12 protein-coding genes and 1 pseudogene are annotated in these 15056 nt (G+C 74.2%); 2 read left to right on the forward strand and 11 right to left on the reverse strand.

All coding sequences use genetic code 11. From position 1 onward, the window contains the following. Window positions 1-159: 159 nt before the first annotated feature. The 3 genes from ACIRD3_RS32375 to pdhA are packed head-to-tail and all read right to left on the reverse strand — an operon-like array spanning window position 160 to window position 3743. Window positions 160-1599, reverse strand: coding sequence for a dihydrolipoamide acetyltransferase family protein (locus ACIRD3_RS32375; protein WP_402223705.1), 1440 nt, complete (start codon window positions 1597-1599; stop codon window positions 160-162). A gap of 15 nt (window positions 1600-1614) precedes the next feature. Next, a complete protein-coding gene (locus tag ACIRD3_RS32380; RefSeq protein WP_402223707.1) occupies window positions 1615-2589 on the reverse strand; it encodes an alpha-ketoacid dehydrogenase subunit beta in 975 nt (324 codons plus the stop codon). Beyond that, a complete protein-coding gene (gene pdhA, locus ACIRD3_RS32385; RefSeq protein WP_402223709.1) occupies window positions 2589-3743 on the reverse strand; it encodes a pyruvate dehydrogenase (acetyl-transferring) E1 component subunit alpha in 1155 nt (384 codons plus the stop codon). The genes ACIRD3_RS32380 and pdhA overlap by 1 nt, the downstream gene beginning before the upstream one ends. Before the next feature lie 425 nt (window positions 3744-4168). Here pdhA and ACIRD3_RS32390 point away from each other — a divergent pair, with 425 nt between their 5' ends. Both ACIRD3_RS32390 and ACIRD3_RS32395 read left to right on the forward strand, forming a co-directional pair. After that, entirely contained in the window at window positions 4169-4828 is a 660-nt protein-coding gene (locus ACIRD3_RS32390) for a response regulator (protein WP_402223710.1), read from the forward strand. A 125-nt stretch (window positions 4829-4953) separates the two neighbouring features. Further along, the gene (locus tag ACIRD3_RS32395; RefSeq protein ID WP_402223842.1) at window positions 4954-5994 is read left to right on the forward strand and encodes a phosphotransferase; all 1041 of its coding nucleotides are present in this window, start codon (window positions 4954-4956) and stop codon (window positions 5992-5994) included. 6 nt (window positions 5995-6000) lie between these two features. On the opposite strand, the gene ACIRD3_RS32400 is transcribed toward ACIRD3_RS32395, so the two are convergent. The 8 genes and pseudogenes from ACIRD3_RS32400 to ACIRD3_RS32435 all read right to left on the reverse strand — a co-directional run. Beyond that, entirely contained in the window at window positions 6001-7737 is a 1737-nt protein-coding gene (locus ACIRD3_RS32400; RefSeq protein WP_402223712.1) for a protein kinase, read from the reverse strand. Between the two features lie 111 nt (window positions 7738-7848). Continuing rightward, window positions 7849-9300: a protein kinase gene (locus tag ACIRD3_RS32405; RefSeq protein WP_402223714.1), complete on the reverse strand. Its 1452-nt coding sequence runs from the start codon at window positions 9298-9300 to the stop codon at window positions 7849-7851. A 291-nt stretch (window positions 9301-9591) separates the two neighbouring features. Beyond that, window positions 9592-10206 carry a bacterial proteasome activator family protein gene (locus ACIRD3_RS32410; protein ID WP_402223716.1) on the reverse strand — a complete coding sequence of 205 codons (615 nt, stop codon included), beginning with the start codon at window positions 10204-10206 and terminating at the stop codon, window positions 9592-9594. Between the two features lie 283 nt (window positions 10207-10489). Further along, window positions 10490-11236 carry a hypothetical protein gene (locus tag ACIRD3_RS32415; RefSeq protein ID WP_402223718.1) on the reverse strand — a complete coding sequence of 249 codons (747 nt, stop codon included), beginning with the start codon at window positions 11234-11236 and terminating at the stop codon, window positions 10490-10492. Window positions 11237-11387: 151 nt separating this feature from the next. Then, window positions 11388-12365, reverse strand: a complete 978-nt coding sequence (locus ACIRD3_RS32420; RefSeq protein WP_402223720.1) for an NAD(P)H-quinone oxidoreductase — start codon at window positions 12363-12365, stop codon at window positions 11388-11390. Window positions 12366-12401: 36 nt separating this feature from the next. Next, window positions 12402-13421 (reverse strand): potassium channel family protein, encoded by a 1020-nt coding sequence (locus ACIRD3_RS32425; protein ID WP_402223844.1) that lies wholly within the window; start codon window positions 13419-13421, stop codon window positions 12402-12404. A gap of 85 nt (window positions 13422-13506) precedes the next feature. Further along, window positions 13507-14715, reverse strand: coding sequence for a molybdopterin molybdotransferase MoeA (locus tag ACIRD3_RS32430; RefSeq protein ID WP_402223722.1), 1209 nt, complete (start codon window positions 14713-14715; stop codon window positions 13507-13509). Next, window positions 14712-14998 (reverse strand): annotated as a pseudogene (locus ACIRD3_RS32435) (DUF6457 domain-containing protein); the annotation flags it as partial. The pseudogene ACIRD3_RS32435 and the gene ACIRD3_RS32430, both read right to left, overlap by 4 nt. Between the last annotated feature and the right edge of the window lie 58 nt (window positions 14999-15056).

A 15056-nucleotide genomic window follows, 5' to 3' on the forward strand; every position in this document is an offset into this window, starting at 1 on the left:
CGCGGGCCCCCCCCCCCGGGGGGCGGCCGCCGGGCCCGCCGCCGCGCCCCCCGCCCCCCCGCGCCCGCCCCCCCCCCCACCCCCCGCGGGGCCCCCCCCCCCCCGGGGGGGGGGGGCCCGCCCCCCTTCTGTGGTTCCGGTGACCGGTCCGGTGACCGGTCAGCCCCAGGTGATCAGGCGCTTCGGGTACTCCAGCAGCGCGGCCACGTCGGCCAGCACCTTGGAGCCCAACTCCCCGTCCACCAGGCGGTGGTCGAAGGAGAGCGCCAGCGTGGTCACCTGACGCGGGACCACCTTGCCCTTGTGCACCCACGGCATTTCCCGGACCGCGCCGAAGGCGAGGATGGCCGCCTCACCCGGGTTGAGGATCGGGGTGCCGGTGTCGACGCCGAAGACGCCGACGTTGGTGATGGTGACCGTCCCGCCCTGCATGTCGGCCGGCGAGGTCTTGCCCTGGCGGGCGGTCTCGACCAGCTCGCCGAGCGCGACGGCCAGCCCCGAGAGGGTCCTGGACCCGGCGTCCTTGATGTTCGGGACGATCAGGCCGCGCGGGGTGGCCGCGGCGATGCCGAGGTTCACCTGGCCCTTGATGACGATCTCCTGGGCCGCCTCGTCCCACTGGGCGTTGATCTCGGGGTGCCGCTTGATCGCGGTGAGCAGCGCCTTGGCGACCAGCAGCAGCGGGCTGACCCGGACGTCCCGGCCCAGCTCGCCGCTCTCCTTGAGCCGGCGGACGAACTTCATCGTGCGGGTCACGTCGACCTGGACGAACTCGGTGACGTGCGGGGCGGTGAAGGCCGAAGCCACCATCGCCTGCGCGGTCGCCTTGCGGACGCCCTTGATCGGCACCCGGACGTCGCCCGCGGTGGGGACGAGTGCCGGCGCCGCGACCGGCTCGACCACGGCGGTCCCGACCGCCGGAGCGGCCGGAGCGACCGGCTCGGCCGGAGCGGCCTGGGCCGCCGCGTGGGCGTGCACGTCCTCGCGGGTGATCACGCCGTCCCGGCCGGTCGGGGTGACGTCCCGCAGGTCGACACCCAGGTCCTTGGCCAGCTTGCGCACCGGCGGCTTCGCCAACGGCCGCTCCCCGGTGGGCGCTTCGGCGACCGGCGCCGGAGCCACCGCAACCGGAGCCACCGGGGCGGGCGCGACCGGAGCCGGAGCCGGCTTGGTCGCGGTGACCGTGGTGGTGGTCGTCCGCCGGGCCCGGCGCTGGGCGGTGCCGGTGCGCGGGCCGTAGCCGACCAGCACCTCGCGGCGCTCCGGCTCGGCCTCCTCGGCCGGGGCGGGCGCGGCCGGAGCCGCGGCGACGGGGGCGGCCGGAGCCGCGGCCCCCGCCTCCCCGGCGACCGCGACGGAAATGATCACGGTGCCGACGTCGACCGTCGTGCCCTCGGGGAAGTGCAGCTTCTCGACCACCCCGTTGAACGGGATGGGCAGCTCCACCGCCGCCTTGGCGGTCTCCACCTCGCAGACGACCTGCCCGTCGGTGACGGTGTCACCGGGCTTGACGAACCAGCTGAGGATCTCGGCCTCGGTGAGGCCCTCGCCCACGTCGGGCATCTTGAACTCGCGGAGCGAGCGAACTTCGGTGGTCATCTTCGCTCCCCGGGATCAGTACGCGAGCGCGCGGTCGACGGCGTCGAGCACGCGGTCCAGGTCGGGGAGGAAGGCCTCCTCGACGCGGGACGGCGGGTACGGCGCGTAGTAGCCGCCGACCCGAAGGACCGGTGCCTCCAGGTGGTAGAAGCACTTCTCCGTGAGCCGGGCGGCCAGCTCGGCGCCCATGCCCAGGAAGACGGGTGCCTCGTGCACCACGACGGCCCGTCCGGTGCGCTTGACCGACTCCTCCAGGGTGGTGAAGTCCACCGGGGAGAGCGAGCGCAGGTCGACGACCTCCAGCCGGCGGCCGTCCTCCTCGGCGGCCGCGGCGGCCTCCAGGCAGACCTTGACCATCGGGCCGTACGCGATCAGCGTCGCGTCGGTACCGGGCCGGACGATCCGGGCCTCGTGCAGGCCCAGGTCGGCGGCGTCGCCGACCTCGCCCTTGTCCCAGTAACGGCGCTTGGGCTCCAGGAAGATGACCGGGTCGTCCGACTCGATCGCCTGCCGCAGCATCCAGTGCGCGTCGTGCGCGCTGGACGGGGTGACGACGCGCAGACCGGCGGTGTGCGCGAAGTACGCCTCGTGCGACTCGCTGTGGTGCTCGACGGCGCCGATGCCACCCGCGTAGGGGATGCGGATCGTGACGGGCATCTTGACGTGCCCGAGCGCGCGGGCGTGCATCTTCGCCAGCTGGGAGACGATCTGGTCGAAGGCCGGGTAGACGAAGCCGTCGAACTGGATCTCCACCACCGGGCGGTAGCCGCGCAGGGCCAGGCCGATCGCGGTGCCGACGATGCCGGACTCGGCGAGCGGGGAGTCGATCACCCGGCCCTCGCCGAAGTCCTTCTGCAGGCCGTCGGTGATCCGGAAGACGCCACCGAGCTTGCCGATGTCCTCGCCCATGAGGAGGGTCTTCGGGTCGTTCTCCAGCGACTTGCGCAGCGCCCCGTTCAGCGCCTTGGCGATGCTCAGCTGACCGGCCATCAGAGGTTCTCCCCCGCCTCGAAGGAGGCCGCGTACTCGACGTACTCGGCCCGTTCCTCATCGACCAGCGCGTGCGGCTCGCTGTACACGTGGTCGAAGATCAGGGTCGGGTCCGGGTCCGGCATGCCGCGCACGCCCTCGCGCACCCGCAGCCCCAGCTGCTCGCTCTCGGCGTCGACGGCGGCGAAGAACTCCTCGTCGGCCAGGCCCTCCTTCTCCAGGTGGGCGCGGAGCCGGGTGATCGGGTCCTTGGCCTTCCAGGCCTCGGTCTCCTCGGCGTGCCGGTAGCGGGTGGGGTCGTCCGAGGTGGTGTGGGCGCCCATCCGGTAGGTGAAGGCCTCGATCAGCACCGGGCCGTTGCCGCTGCGGGCGTGGTCGAGCGCCCAGCGGGTGACCGCGAGGCAGGCCAGCACGTCGTTGCCGTCGACCCGTACGCCGGGGAAGCCGAAGCCGGAGGCGCGGCGGTACAGCGGGATCTTGGTCTGGGTGGTGGTGGGCTCGGAGATCGCCCACTGGTTGTTCTGGCAGAAGAACACCACCGGGGCGTTGTAGACCGAGGCGAAGGTGAAGGCCTCGTTGACGTCGCCCTGGCTGGAGGCGCCGTCGCCGAAGTACGCGATCACCGCGTCGTCGGCGCCGTCCTTGCTGATGCCCATCGCGTAACCGGTGGCGTGCAGGGTCTGCGCGCCGATCACGATGGTGTACAGGTGGAAGTTCTTCTCGTTCGGGTCCCAGCCGCCGTGGTTCACGCCGCGGAACATGCCGAGCAGGTTCAGCGGGTCGACGTCGCGGCACCAGGCCACGCCGTGCTCGCGGTAGGTGGGGAAGGCGTAGTCGCCGGTGCGCATGGCGCGGCCGGAGCCGACCTGGGCGGCCTCCTGGCCGAGCAGCGAGGCCCACAGGCCCAGCTCTCCCTGGCGCTGCAGCGCGGTGGCCTCGCCGTCGAACCGGCGCACCAGCACCAGGTCGCGGTAGAGGGAGCGCAGCTCCTCCGGAGTGGTGGTGAGGGGGTAGTCCGGGTGCTCGACCCGCTCGCCTTCCGGGGTGAGCAGCTGGACGAGCTCCGGCTGGGCGTCCTTACCCGTGGCGCGGAGGGTGTCAGGGACAGCGGGGGCCGCCTTCTTGCGAGCCCTCGCCGTGCTTTTGACGGTCACGTTCACTCCTCGGTCTGTCCGGCCGCCCGGGGTCGCCGGTGACCGGTCCGGTCACCGCCTCGCGGGGCGCGCGTGGGTGTGCGCTCCTACTGCGGGGCAGGTGGTGATCCTGTTCCGACGGCACCCTCACGAGAACGTTACCCAGCGTCCGCCCTTGGCGCGCTTGCGCTAGGACGTCCTACTTGTTCAGGGCCTACAACCCCGAGGGTGCCGCGCTCGGACCGCCGTCGGAAGGGTGGGGGTGACGGACGACGTGACGCAGCTCTCAATTCGAGCGCCTTCAGGACACCAGCGCACGTTATCCGGGCGGACGCCTGTGCGTAAGGGGGTTCTCGATATCGGTTTCGGATGGCTCTGGCCGGATCACGTCGTGATGACCGGGCGGACGATAGGTCTTTCCTACGGTGATATGGGAGGCTTTGGTCGTGACTGATAACGGACAAATCAGGGTATTCCTGCTCGACGACCACGAGGTCGTCCGGCGGGGCGTGCACGATCTGCTCTCGGTCGAGGACGACATCGAGGTGGTCGGCGAGGCCGGTACGGCCGCCGAGGCGCTCACCCGGATCCCCGCGGTCCACCCCGACGTCGCCGTGCTCGACGTCCGGCTGCCGGACGGGAACGGGGTCGAGGTCTGCCGCGAGATCCGGTCCCGGCTGCCGGGGCTCAAGTGCCTGATGCTGACCTCGTTCTCGGACGACGAGGCGCTGTTCGACTCGATCATGGCGGGTGCCTCCGGCTACGTCCTGAAGGCGATCCGCGGCACCGACCTGATCACCGCCGTCCGGGACGTCGCGGCCGGCCGTTCGCTGCTCGACCCGGTCGCCACCAGCCGGGTGCTCGCCCGGCTGCGCGACGGCGGCGAGAAGGAGGACGAGCGACTGGCCCAACTCACCAAGCAGGAGCGGCGGATCCTCGATCTGATCGGCGAGGGGATGACGAATCGTCAGATCGGCAACGAGTTGCACCTGGCCGAGAAGACGGTGAAGAACTACGTCTCCAGTCTGCTCGCCAAGATGGGCATGGAGCGACGCACCCAGGCGGCCGCGTTCGTGGCGCGGCACCAGGCCGACCACCAGCACTGACCGGGCGATTGCACATATCTGACGGCTTGTCAAGGGCCCCCGCCAGGGGGCCATAACCTCTGGCTGTGACTTTCAGCCAGACCCTCGCCTGCGCCCCGGCCCGCCCCGACCTCTCCGCTCCGCCGATGGGGACACTCAGCCCGCCAGTCCCGCACACCGCGCTCGCCGAGGTCCTGGCCCGCTACCCGGTGGGGCGGCTGCTGACCGCCGAACCGGTCGCCGAGGGCCTGCTGAACCGGGGGTACCGGGTCACCACCGAGGCCGGCCGGTACTTCCTGAAGTGCTACGTCGACACCGCCACCGCCAGCCGCCCGAAGATCCTCGCCCACCACCGCGCGATGGCCGCGCTGCACACCCTCGGACTGCCCGTCGCACCCCCGCTGACCTGCGCGGAACGCTCCGGCACGGTGGTCGGCTCGGGCGGCCGGCTGTTCGCCCTCTTCCCGTGGACCGATGGCCGACACCGGCACGGTACCGAGCTCGACCTGCCGCAGTGCGACGAGCTCGGCGCGCTGCTCGGCCGACTGCACGGCGCGCTCGACGACGTCTGCGCCCCCTTCGAGCAGCCCGCCGGCTACCGCAGCGCCGACCCCGCCGACAGCGCGGCGCTCGCCCGCGACCTGCGGCGCAGCGCCCGGGAGCAACGCCCGTACGGGGAGCTGGACGCGCTGGTGGAGCGGCGCCTCACGGAACGGCTGGAACTGCTCGCCGAACACGCCCACCGCCGCCCCGCCCCGCAGGCCGCCCCGCCCACCGGCTGGACCCACGGCGACTTCCACGGCCTCAACCTGCTGTACGGCGACGGCCCGCCGGGCGACCGGGTGGCGGCCGTCCTGGACTGGGACAAGCTCGGCCCGCAGCCGCGCGCCGAGGAAGCCGTCCGGGCCGCCACGCTGCTCTTCAACGACCGTACGTCCGGCGTCCTCGACCTGGTCCGGGTCCGCCGCTACTCCCAGGCCTACCGGGCCTCCGGGGCCGCCACCGCCGAGCACCTGGCCGCCGCCGCCCACCGGGTCTGGTGGGAGCGGCTGAACGACTTCTGGATGCTGCAGTGGCGCTACCAGCGGGGCGACCACCGGGCCGACCCGCTGTACCCCGCCTCGGCGGGCCAACTGGCGTGGTGGTGCCAGGAGTACGAGCAGGTCCTGGACGCCTTCGCCAACTGACCCGGGTCAGCCGCCGAGGGTCGGCGGCGAGACCGGTCCCTTCGAGGAACTCGGCGGCGCCGGGTTGGTGGGCGTCCCGCCCCCGCCGCCCGAGGTCGGCGTCGAGCCGCCGGTCGACCCGCTGGTCGGCGTGCTCGTCGCCGTCCCCGTCGCCGTGTGGGTGGGGGTCGCCGTCGGCGTCGGGGTCGGGGTGTGCCTGCCCGCGCTCGGCGACGGCGACACGTTGGTGCCGTTGTTCCCCGAGTTGTTCCCGCTGTTGTTGCCGTTGTCGGTCGGCTGCTGCGGCTTCCTGCTGCCGGAGACCGAGGCCGGCGGGCTCGGCAGACCGCTCTGGGACTGCGTGACCGGCTCGGTCGTGCTGACCGCCGGCGCGGGCGTCGAGGGCAGGTTGTGGTCCTTGTTGCCGCCGTCGTCGCTGCCGCTGAGCGCGATCGCGATCCCGGCCCCGGCCGCGACCAGCACGGCGATCGCGCCGGCCACCCAGGCCCACGGCCCGCGCCGCCGGCCGTGCCCGTCGTCGTCGCCGCCGTCGCCACCGCCGTACGCGCCGCCACCGCCCGAGTAGGGGGTGAAGGGGGTCTGCTGGTCTCCCTGGTAGGGCAGCGCGGAGGTCTGGTCGCCCGGGCGGACCACGCCGAAGGCCGCGGTGGCCGCGGTCTGGTCCGGCCGGATCACCTGGGTCGCACCGGTGTCGCCCGCGGCGCCGGCCGCGCCGACCCAGCCCGCCCCTGCCGCGCCGTGCATCTCGCGCAGCGCGTGCTGCAGGTGGGCGCGGAACTCGTCGGCGTCCTGGAAGCGGTCGTCCGGATTCTTGGCGAGCGAGCGCAGCACCAGCGGGTCGAGGCCGACCGGTACCCGGCTGTTGGCCTGCGAGGGCGGCACCGGCGGGTCCTGGACGTGCTGGTAGACCACCGAGAGCGGGGTGTCGCCGGTGAACGGCGGACGCAGCGTGAGCAGTTCGTACAGCATGCAGCCGGCCGCGTACAGGTCGGACCGGTGGTCGACCGGCTTGCCGAGCGCCTGTTCGGGCGAGAGGTACTGCGGGGTGCCCATGACCATGCCGGTCTGGGTCATCGTGGTGGCCCCGCCGGTGAGCGCCCGGGCGATGCCGAAGTCCATCACCTTGACCGCGCCGCTGTTGGTGATGATCACGTTGGCGGGCTTGATGTCGCGGTGGACGATGCCGTTCCGGTGGCTGTAGGCGAGCGCCTCCAGCACCCCGGCGATGATGATCAGCGCCTGGTCGACCGGCGGCGCGTCCTCGTCCGCCAGCAGCTCGCGGACGGTCCGGCCCTCGACCAGCTCCATCACGATGTACGGCGTGGACTCGTCCCCGACGTACTCCTCGCCGGTGTCGTAGACCGAGACGATCGAGTGGTGGTTGAGCGCCGCGACGGCGTGCGCCTCGCGGGTGAACCGCAGCCGGGCGACGTCGTCCTGGGCCAGCTCGCCGCGCAGCAGCTTGACGGCGACGGTGCGGCCCAGCCGCACGTCCTCGGCCGCGAACACCTCGGCCATGCCGCCGCGGCCCAGCCGGTGGGTCAGCCGGTAGCGGCCCTCACCGACGGTGCCCAGCGGCGCGGCGGTGCCGCGGCCGGGGGTGTGCGGGCCGCCGGCGCCGATGACGGGCGGCAGTGCCGAGGTCGCGGCCTCGCTGCCGGGCTCGGGGATCCTCGGCGTCCCGCCGGTCCGGCCGGCCGCTCGGGCACCCGCGTCGTCGTCCGGCTGATGCGTCTGTGCCATCGCTCCTCGCCCCGGGCGTTCGCTCGGATCGCGGTGCCCTGTCGCTTACGTATCCCCGAACGCTACCGCCTCCGGGCCGCACCATGACACGCCCGAACCGGCCGGAAGCCGTCAGAGCAGGCCATTCCGGTCGGTCGGGAGGTCGGCCGGGGCGTCGACCACCAGCACGTTCGCCGGGCCCACGCCGTGGCTGTACTTGCCGTTCGTCTTCTTGTCGGCGTTGTTGATCACGATCGCGATGATGATGCCGGCCAGCACGAGCACGCCGACGATGATCCCGATCACGACCACGGCCGTCGAGCAGCCGCCGCCGGACGGCTTCGGCTGCTGGTACGGCGGCATGGGCTGGGGCATCGGCTGCGGCATCGGCCGCGGCGGCGGGGTGTGCGCCTGCTGCGGCCCCCCTTGCTGGAGGAACTGCGGGTGCGGGGTGTGCGGGGCCTGCGGACGCGGGGTCTGGTAGGCCGGCGGCGGCGTCTGGTACTGCGGCTGCGGCTGCCCCCCTTGCTGGAGGAACTGCGGGTGCGGGGTCTGGTAGGCCGGCGGCGGCGTCTGGTACTGCGGCTGCGGCTGGAACGGGTGCGGGGTCTGCGGCGCCTGCGGGGCGGCGTGCACCGAGCGCGGCCCCTCGTTGATCACCAGCGGGGTGCTGGCCTGCAGCTTGTGCCCGTTTCCGCCGCCCTTCGCGGCCTCGATCAGCCGCTCCGCCTCGTCCCGCATCGCGGCCGCGCTCTGGAACCGGTGCGCCGGGTCCTTGCGCAGCGCCTGGGCGACGAACGCGTCCACCTCGGGGGTGACCGAGCGGTTGAGGGCGGAGGGCGCCGGCGGCTCCTCCTGGACGTGCTTGTAGGCGATCGAGAACGCCGAGTCGCCGTCGAAGACCAGCTGGCCGGTGAGCATCTCGAAGAGCATCACGCCGACCGAGTACAGGTCGGAGCGGGCGTCGACCGGCTTGCCGAGCGCCTGCTCGGGCGAGAGGTACTGCGGCGTGCCGACGACCATGCCGGTCTGCGTCATCGACGTGACGCCGGATTCCAGCGCCCGGGCGATGCCGAAGTCCATGACCTTGACGTTGCCCTTGCGGTCGAACATGACGTTGCCGGGCTTGATGTCGCGGTGCACCAGGCCCATGTCGTGCGAGGCCTCCAGCGCGTTCAGCACGCCGATGGTGACCTTCAGGGCGTCCTCGGTCGGCATCGCGCCGTACTGGGCGATCGCCTCGTTGATCGCCTCGCGCAGGCCCTTGCCGTCGATCAGCTGCATGACGATGTACGGCGTGCTGGAGCCGTCCGGGGCGATGTCCTCGCCGCTGTCGTACACCGTGACGATGTTCGGGTGCTCCAGCCGGGCCACCGCCTGGGCCTCACGGCGGAACCGCTCCTTGAACGAGTCGTCCCGGCCCAGTTCGCTGTGCATGCTCTTCAGCGCGACCTGCCGGTCCAGCACGCTGTCGTAGGCGAGGTGCACGGACGCCATGCCGCCCTCGCCCAGCAGCCGCTGCAGCACATAACGGCCGTTGCCCAGGGAGAAGCCCTCGACCGCCGCGTTGCCGTGCTCGCTCATGGTCCTCTGCTCCCCCTCGGCGCGGCCGTGCTGCCGCAACCTGACGTTCGGTCTCGTCCGTGCGTGGTGACCCGGCCCGCTGGCCCGGCGAACCCCTGTCGCGGCGGCTCGACCGGCCTGCGACAGGGGTCAGGGTATCGGCTCGCGCCGACGGTGATCGGCCCAGGGCCGTTCCTGGGTCCGTGCCGTCGGCGCCGGATCCCGGCGACGACGGCCCGGGGCGGATGGTCGTGGTACGTCCGGTCCGGCGGTCCGCCGGAGCTACCGCCGGGTACCGGACGCGGGGTACGGCTACAGGTACGGGCCGGAGCGGATGCCGCGGCCCTGGCCCGGCTCGTCCTCGTCCTGGTCGCCGCCGTGCAGACCGGGCGGCAGCGCCCGCCGCATCTGCTCCAGCTGGGCCCGCGCCGCCATCTGCTGGGCGAACAGCGCGGTCTGGATGCCGTGGAACAGGCCCTCCAGCCAGCCGACCAGCTGGGCCTGGGCGATCCGCAGCTCGGCCTCGGTCGGGATGGAGTCCTCGGTGAACGGCAGCGACAGCCGCTCCAGCTCGGCGACCAGCTCCGGGGCCAGGCCGAGTTCGAGTTCCTTGATCGAACTCGCGTGGATGTCCTTCAGCCGGGCGCGGCTCGCCTCGTCGAGGGGCGCCGCCCGGACCTCCTCCAGCAACTGCTTGATCATGCTGCCGATGCGCATGACCTTGGCGGGCTGCTCGACCATCTCGGTCACCGGGAGCTCACGCGGCACGTCGCCGTCGTCCTCCCCCTCCCCGACCGGGCCGCCGAACCCCTGGCCCACGGGCATCCCGTCCGGTCCGACGATCAGCACCTTCTGGCTGTCCTGCGGCTGCCCGCCGGCCGCCTGGTAGGGCTCCTGCGACGAGCGCTCGTTCATCGGATTCGTCATGAACAACATTCTCTCTCACTGGGGTTGGTCGGGCGGAAGCCCCCGTGCGTCCCGCCGGCCTGCGCCACCCGTCACGAAGGTACGCCCCCGCGCGCCGCGCGGGAATCCGTACGGCTCCTCAGATCCCGCGCCCCGCCCACCGACCACCCCACCCGAACCCGCACCGAACCTCCACCCGCCCGCGCCCCGGCCACCACGACCACGGCCCTTCCGGCGGCGGCCGCACCCGCGGCTCGGCCCGGTGCAGCCTCAGCCCCTGCGCGGTCTCAGCCCTTGCGCAGCCTCAGCCCTTGCGCAGCCTCAGGCCGACCAGCCCCAGCCCGCAGCCGATCAGGCCCAGGCCGACGCCCAGCGGGAGCTGGGTCGTGGAGGCGTCCCGCCAGCGGGCGGGCAGGACGATCGGGATGGCGGCGGCCGCGACGGGCCGGCCGGAGGCGGTGGTGACGGTGTCCGGCGCGACGGCGTCGCCGGGGGCGGCCTGGTCCGGGGTGTCCGGGTCGGCCTCCGGCCGGTCGGCCCCGACGGCCTGGTCCTGGGCCTGCTCGGGCGCCTGGTCGACGGCCTGGTCCGGTTCCTGGTCCGGCGCCTGCTCCACGGCGGCCGCGGGGTGCTCCGGCAGCGACGCCGGGCGGTGCCGGTGGCCCCGGGGGAAGGCGCCGTCCGGGTGCGGACGGGACAGCGCGCGCTGCGGCGGCGCGGGCGCCGGGGTGGGCACGGCCGAGCGCGCCGGACCGGTCCACTCCGCGCCCGGGGAACTCCCCGCCTCCGGCGTCGAGGGCACCTGGGCGGCCGGGGAAGCCGGGGAGGCCGGGGCAGGAGCTGCGGAGGGAGAGGAGGGCGACGGCGAGACCCCCGCGGAAGGCGCCGGCATCGCCACCGCCGCCGAGGCGGCGGCCAGCGGGAGCGCGAGTCCCAGCGCGGCCGCCGCGAACAGCTGCTGCGCACGGCCCGGGCGGGGGTGGCGACGGGTACGACGGTGGTGCGGCGCCGCGGGCAGCGGCCCGAGGCAGGCGTGCGGTGATGCGGCCACGGTCGGAGTCCTTCCGACGGCCGCCCGCGCCCGGGGGCGGGGCGGCGGCGGGACAGCTCCGGACCAGCGTCGCACGATCCGACAATCAAGGCATTTCGGACACTCGTCCCACCACCGCCGCCCCGGCCGCACCACCGGGTCGACCCGTCCGTCAGGCCCGCAGCACGACCTTCCCGACCTGCTCCCCGGCCTCCAGCACCCGGTGCCCCTCGCCCGCGTCGGTCAGCGGCAGCACCCGGTCCACCACCGGCTTCACCACCCCGGACTCGACCAGCGGCCACACGTGCTCGCGCACCGCCGCCACGATCGCCGCCTTCTCCGCCAACGGCCGCCCGCGCAGGTTGGTGGCGATCACCGCCGCCCGCTTGCGCAGCAGCGCGTTGAGGTCGAGCTCACCCTTCACCCCGCCCTGCAGTCCGATGATCACCAGCCGCCCGTTGACCGCCAGCGCGTCCACGTTCCGCTGCAGGTACTTGGCGCCCATGATGTCCAGGATCACGTCCGCCCCGGCCCCGCCGGTGGCCTCCTTGAGCACCTCGACGAAGTCCTGCTCGCGGTAGTCGATCACGATGTCCGCGCCCAGCTCGGCGCACCGGGCCAGCTTCCCGGCGCTGCCCGCGGTGACCGCGACCCGCGCGCCGACCGCCTTGGCCAGCTGGATCGCCATCGTCCCGATGCCGCTGGCACCCCCGTGCAGCAGCACGGTCTCGCCGGGCCGCAGGTGCGCGGTGAGGAAGACGTTGGACCACACCGTGCAGGCGACCTCCGGCAGCGCAGCGGCCTGCTCCGGGCTCAGCCCCGCGGGCAGCGGCAGCAGCTGCCCGCTCGGCACCGCGACCCGCTGCGCGTAGCCGCCGCCGGACAGCAGCGCGCACACCTCGTCGCCGACCGCCCAGCCGGACACCCCCGGCCCGAGCGCGACGATCCGCCCGGCGCACTCCAGCCCGGGGTAGGGCGAGGCGCCGGGCGGCGGGTTGTAGAAGCCCTGCCGCTGGAGCAGGTCGGCACGGTTGACGGCGGTGGCCGCCACCTCGACCAGGACCTCGCCCTCGCCGGGCACCGGGTCGGGCACCTCGGCCCACACCAGTGCCTCGGGGCCGCCGGGTACGGGAATCGTCATCGCATGCATGCCCCGAACCTACTGCGCGTCACGGCAGTTCGGAGCTCAGGCCCGGCCCGGCCCGCCGACACCGGGTCGGTCGGCCGACCTGATGACGATCACCCGGTCGGTGAGCTGCAGCACGGCGGCCTCCGGCTCGGTGTAGTTGAGCACCCGCCGGCCGCGGACCACCGCGACCACCAGGTCCTCGCACGCGCGCGGGCTGTGCCCGGCCTCGGCCCGGGTGACCGGCCGCTCCACCACGTCCAGCCCGTTGCCGTACGTCAGCAGGTCCTCGATCACCGCGCCGGCGTGCGGGCTGAGCATCGACAGCCCGAGCAGCCGCCCGGCCGAGCTGGAGCTGGTGACCACCACGTCGGCGCCGCTCTGCCGCAGCAGCGGGGCGTTCTCGTCCTCCCGCACGGCGGCTACCACGGTCGCGCCCTTGTTCAACTGCCGCGCCGTCAGCGTGACCAGCACGGCGGTGTCGTCCCGTTCCGGCGCGACCACCACCCGGGTCGCCGTGGCGAGCCCGGCCCGCACCAGCGTGTCGGTGCGGGTGGCGTCGCCGACCACCCCGACCAGGCCGTGCTGCGCGGCCTGGTCGATGACCTTGCGCTGCGGGTCGACGACGACGATCTCCTCCTTCTTCACCCCCTGGCCGAGCAGGGTGTCGACGGCGCTGCGGCCCTTCGTCCCGTACCCGATGACGACGGTGTGCTCGCGCACGGTGGACCTCCAGCGGTTCAACCGCCACTGCCGGCGGGTCCGTTCGGTGAGCACCTCCAGGGTGGTGCCGACCAGGATGATCAGGAACAGCACGCGCAGCGGGGTGATCACGAAGATGTTGGTGAGCCGGGCGCCGTCGCTGAACGGCGTGATGTCGCCGTACCCGGTGGTGGAGAGCGTGACGGTGGCGTAGTACGCCGCGTCGAGGAAGCTGAGCCCGCCCCCGGCGTTGTCGTGGTAGCCGTCCCGGTCGACGTAGACGAGCAGCGTGGTGGCCACCAGGACGGCGAGCGCCAGCAGCAGTCGCGTGCCGACCTGCCGTACGGCGGGCTCGGCCCGGCGGGCGGGCAGCACGATCCCGGCGTCCGCCCACGGCTCGGTCCCCGGTGCCGGAGGACGCCGCAGCCGGCTCACCCGGCGGCCCCGGCCGTACCACGCGTCCTCACGGGACCTCCAGCAGCTCGACCGTCTCCCCCGCCGCCGCCCCGCCGGGCGGGACCACGGCCAGCGCCTCGGCCCGGGCGAGCCCGCGCAGCATGGCCGGTCCGTCGAAGGCGAGCGGAACGACTCCCTCCGCGGTGCGCCGGACGGGCTGCAGCCGGGTGTCCGCCGGGTGTCCGGGCAGCGCGGCCGCGGCGGGTGCGAGGACGGGGGCGCCGCCGGTGCGCCCGCTGCGGGCGTGCAGCAGCGGCAGGCCCAGGGTGACCATCCCGGCGACGGCGGCCAACGGGTTGCCCGGCAGGCCGACCAGGTGGCGCCCGCCGGGGAGTTCGGCCAGCAGCATGGGGTGTCCGGGCCGGACGGCGACGCCGTCCACCAGCAGTCGGGCGCCGGCCTCGGCGAGCGCCCGGTGCAGGAAGTCGACCGGTCCGGCGGCCGTCGCGCCGGTGGTGACCACGATGTCGGCGGTGGAGTGCCGCAGCGCGTCCCGGAGCAGCCCGAAGTCGTCCCGCACATGGCGCACTTCGGCGACCTCGGCACCGGCGGCCCGCAGCCAGGGCGGCAGCAGCGGCCCGAGCGCGTCCCGCACCAGGCCCGGCCCGGGGATCCCGTCTGCGAGCAACTCGTCCCCCAGTACGAGCAGTTGGACCACCGGCCGACGGTGGACGACCAGCCGGTCGTGACCGCAGGCGGCGGCCAGGCCGAGCACGGCCGGCCCGACCGGGGTGCCCTCCGGCAGCAACTCCTCGCCCCGGCGGCACTCCTGGCCGCGCGGCCGGACGTCCTGACCGGTGGTCAACCGGCGCGGTTCGCGGTCGCGCAGCAGCGTGCCGTCCGCGAGTCCGTGCTCGCGGCGCAGGACGGCGGTGGCGCCGGACGGCAGCCGGGCGCCGGTGGCGATCTCCACGGCGGTGCCGTCGGCCAGCGGCGCCGGGTCGGCCGCTCCGGCCAGCACCCGGCCGGCCACCCGCCACGGGCCCGGCCCGGCGACCGCCCAACCGTCCATCGCGGAGGTGTCGAAGGCGGGCAGGTCGGTCAGCGCGCGCAGCGGCTCGGCGAGGGTGTGCCCGAGCGCCTCGGCCAGCGGCAGCCCGGTGCCGGGCAGCGGGCGCAGCCCGGCCCGGCGCGCGGTCTCGCGGGCCCGGGGCCACCCGAGCGCGGCGGGACCGGTCGACGGGGCGGCCACGGTGGTCTGCCCGACCGCGCTCACCGCTCGCCCGGCCGGTCGGCGGCGCCCCACCCGTCGGCGAGGGCCTCGGTCCGCCGGGCGGCCGCGGCCACCGCCTCCGGGCCGCCGCCCTGCTGAGCGGCCGCGTAGCCGATCAGGAAGGCGGTCAGCGGCGCGGCCGGCCGGGCCACTCCGTGCGCGACCACCCGGGCCAGGTCGAGCAGACCTCGGACGTCCACGTCCAGGTCGATGCCCAGGTCGGCCTTGACCTCGGCGATCCAGTCATCCAGCGTGCGCTCCATGCGCCCATGCTGCCTGATCGGCGGTTTCCCGGGGGTGTCCGGGGCCGTGTGCGGGGCGCGTCGTCTCCCTCACGGACCGCC

It is taken from the genome of Kitasatospora sp. NPDC093550, from assembly GCF_044764985.1.
Taxonomy (GTDB): Bacteria; Actinomycetota; Actinomycetes; order Streptomycetales; family Streptomycetaceae; genus Kitasatospora.

Excerpts from the sequence above, each read along its gene's own strand:
- ACIRD3_RS32375 (WP_402223705.1), bottom strand. The coding sequence starts at position 1,599 with ATGACCACCGAAGTTCGCTCGCTCCGCGAGTTCAAGATGCCCGACGTG.
- ACIRD3_RS32380 (WP_402223707.1), bottom strand. The coding sequence starts at position 2,589 with ATGGCCGGTCAGCTGAGCATCGCCAAGGCGCTGAACGGGGCGCTGCGC.
- ACIRD3_RS32395 (WP_402223842.1), top strand. The coding sequence starts at position 4,954 with ATGGGGACACTCAGCCCGCCAGTCCCGCACACCGCGCTCGCCGAGGTC.
- ACIRD3_RS32400 (WP_402223712.1), bottom strand. The coding sequence starts at position 7,737 with ATGGCACAGACGCATCAGCCGGACGACGACGCGGGTGCCCGAGCGGCC.
- ACIRD3_RS32405 (WP_402223714.1), bottom strand. The coding sequence starts at position 9,300 with ATGAGCGAGCACGGCAACGCGGCGGTCGAGGGCTTCTCCCTGGGCAAC.
- ACIRD3_RS32410 (WP_402223716.1), bottom strand. The coding sequence starts at position 10,206 with ATGACGAATCCGATGAACGAGCGCTCGTCGCAGGAGCCCTACCAGGCG.
- ACIRD3_RS32420 (WP_402223720.1), bottom strand. The coding sequence starts at position 12,365 with ATGCATGCGATGACGATTCCCGTACCCGGCGGCCCCGAGGCACTGGTG.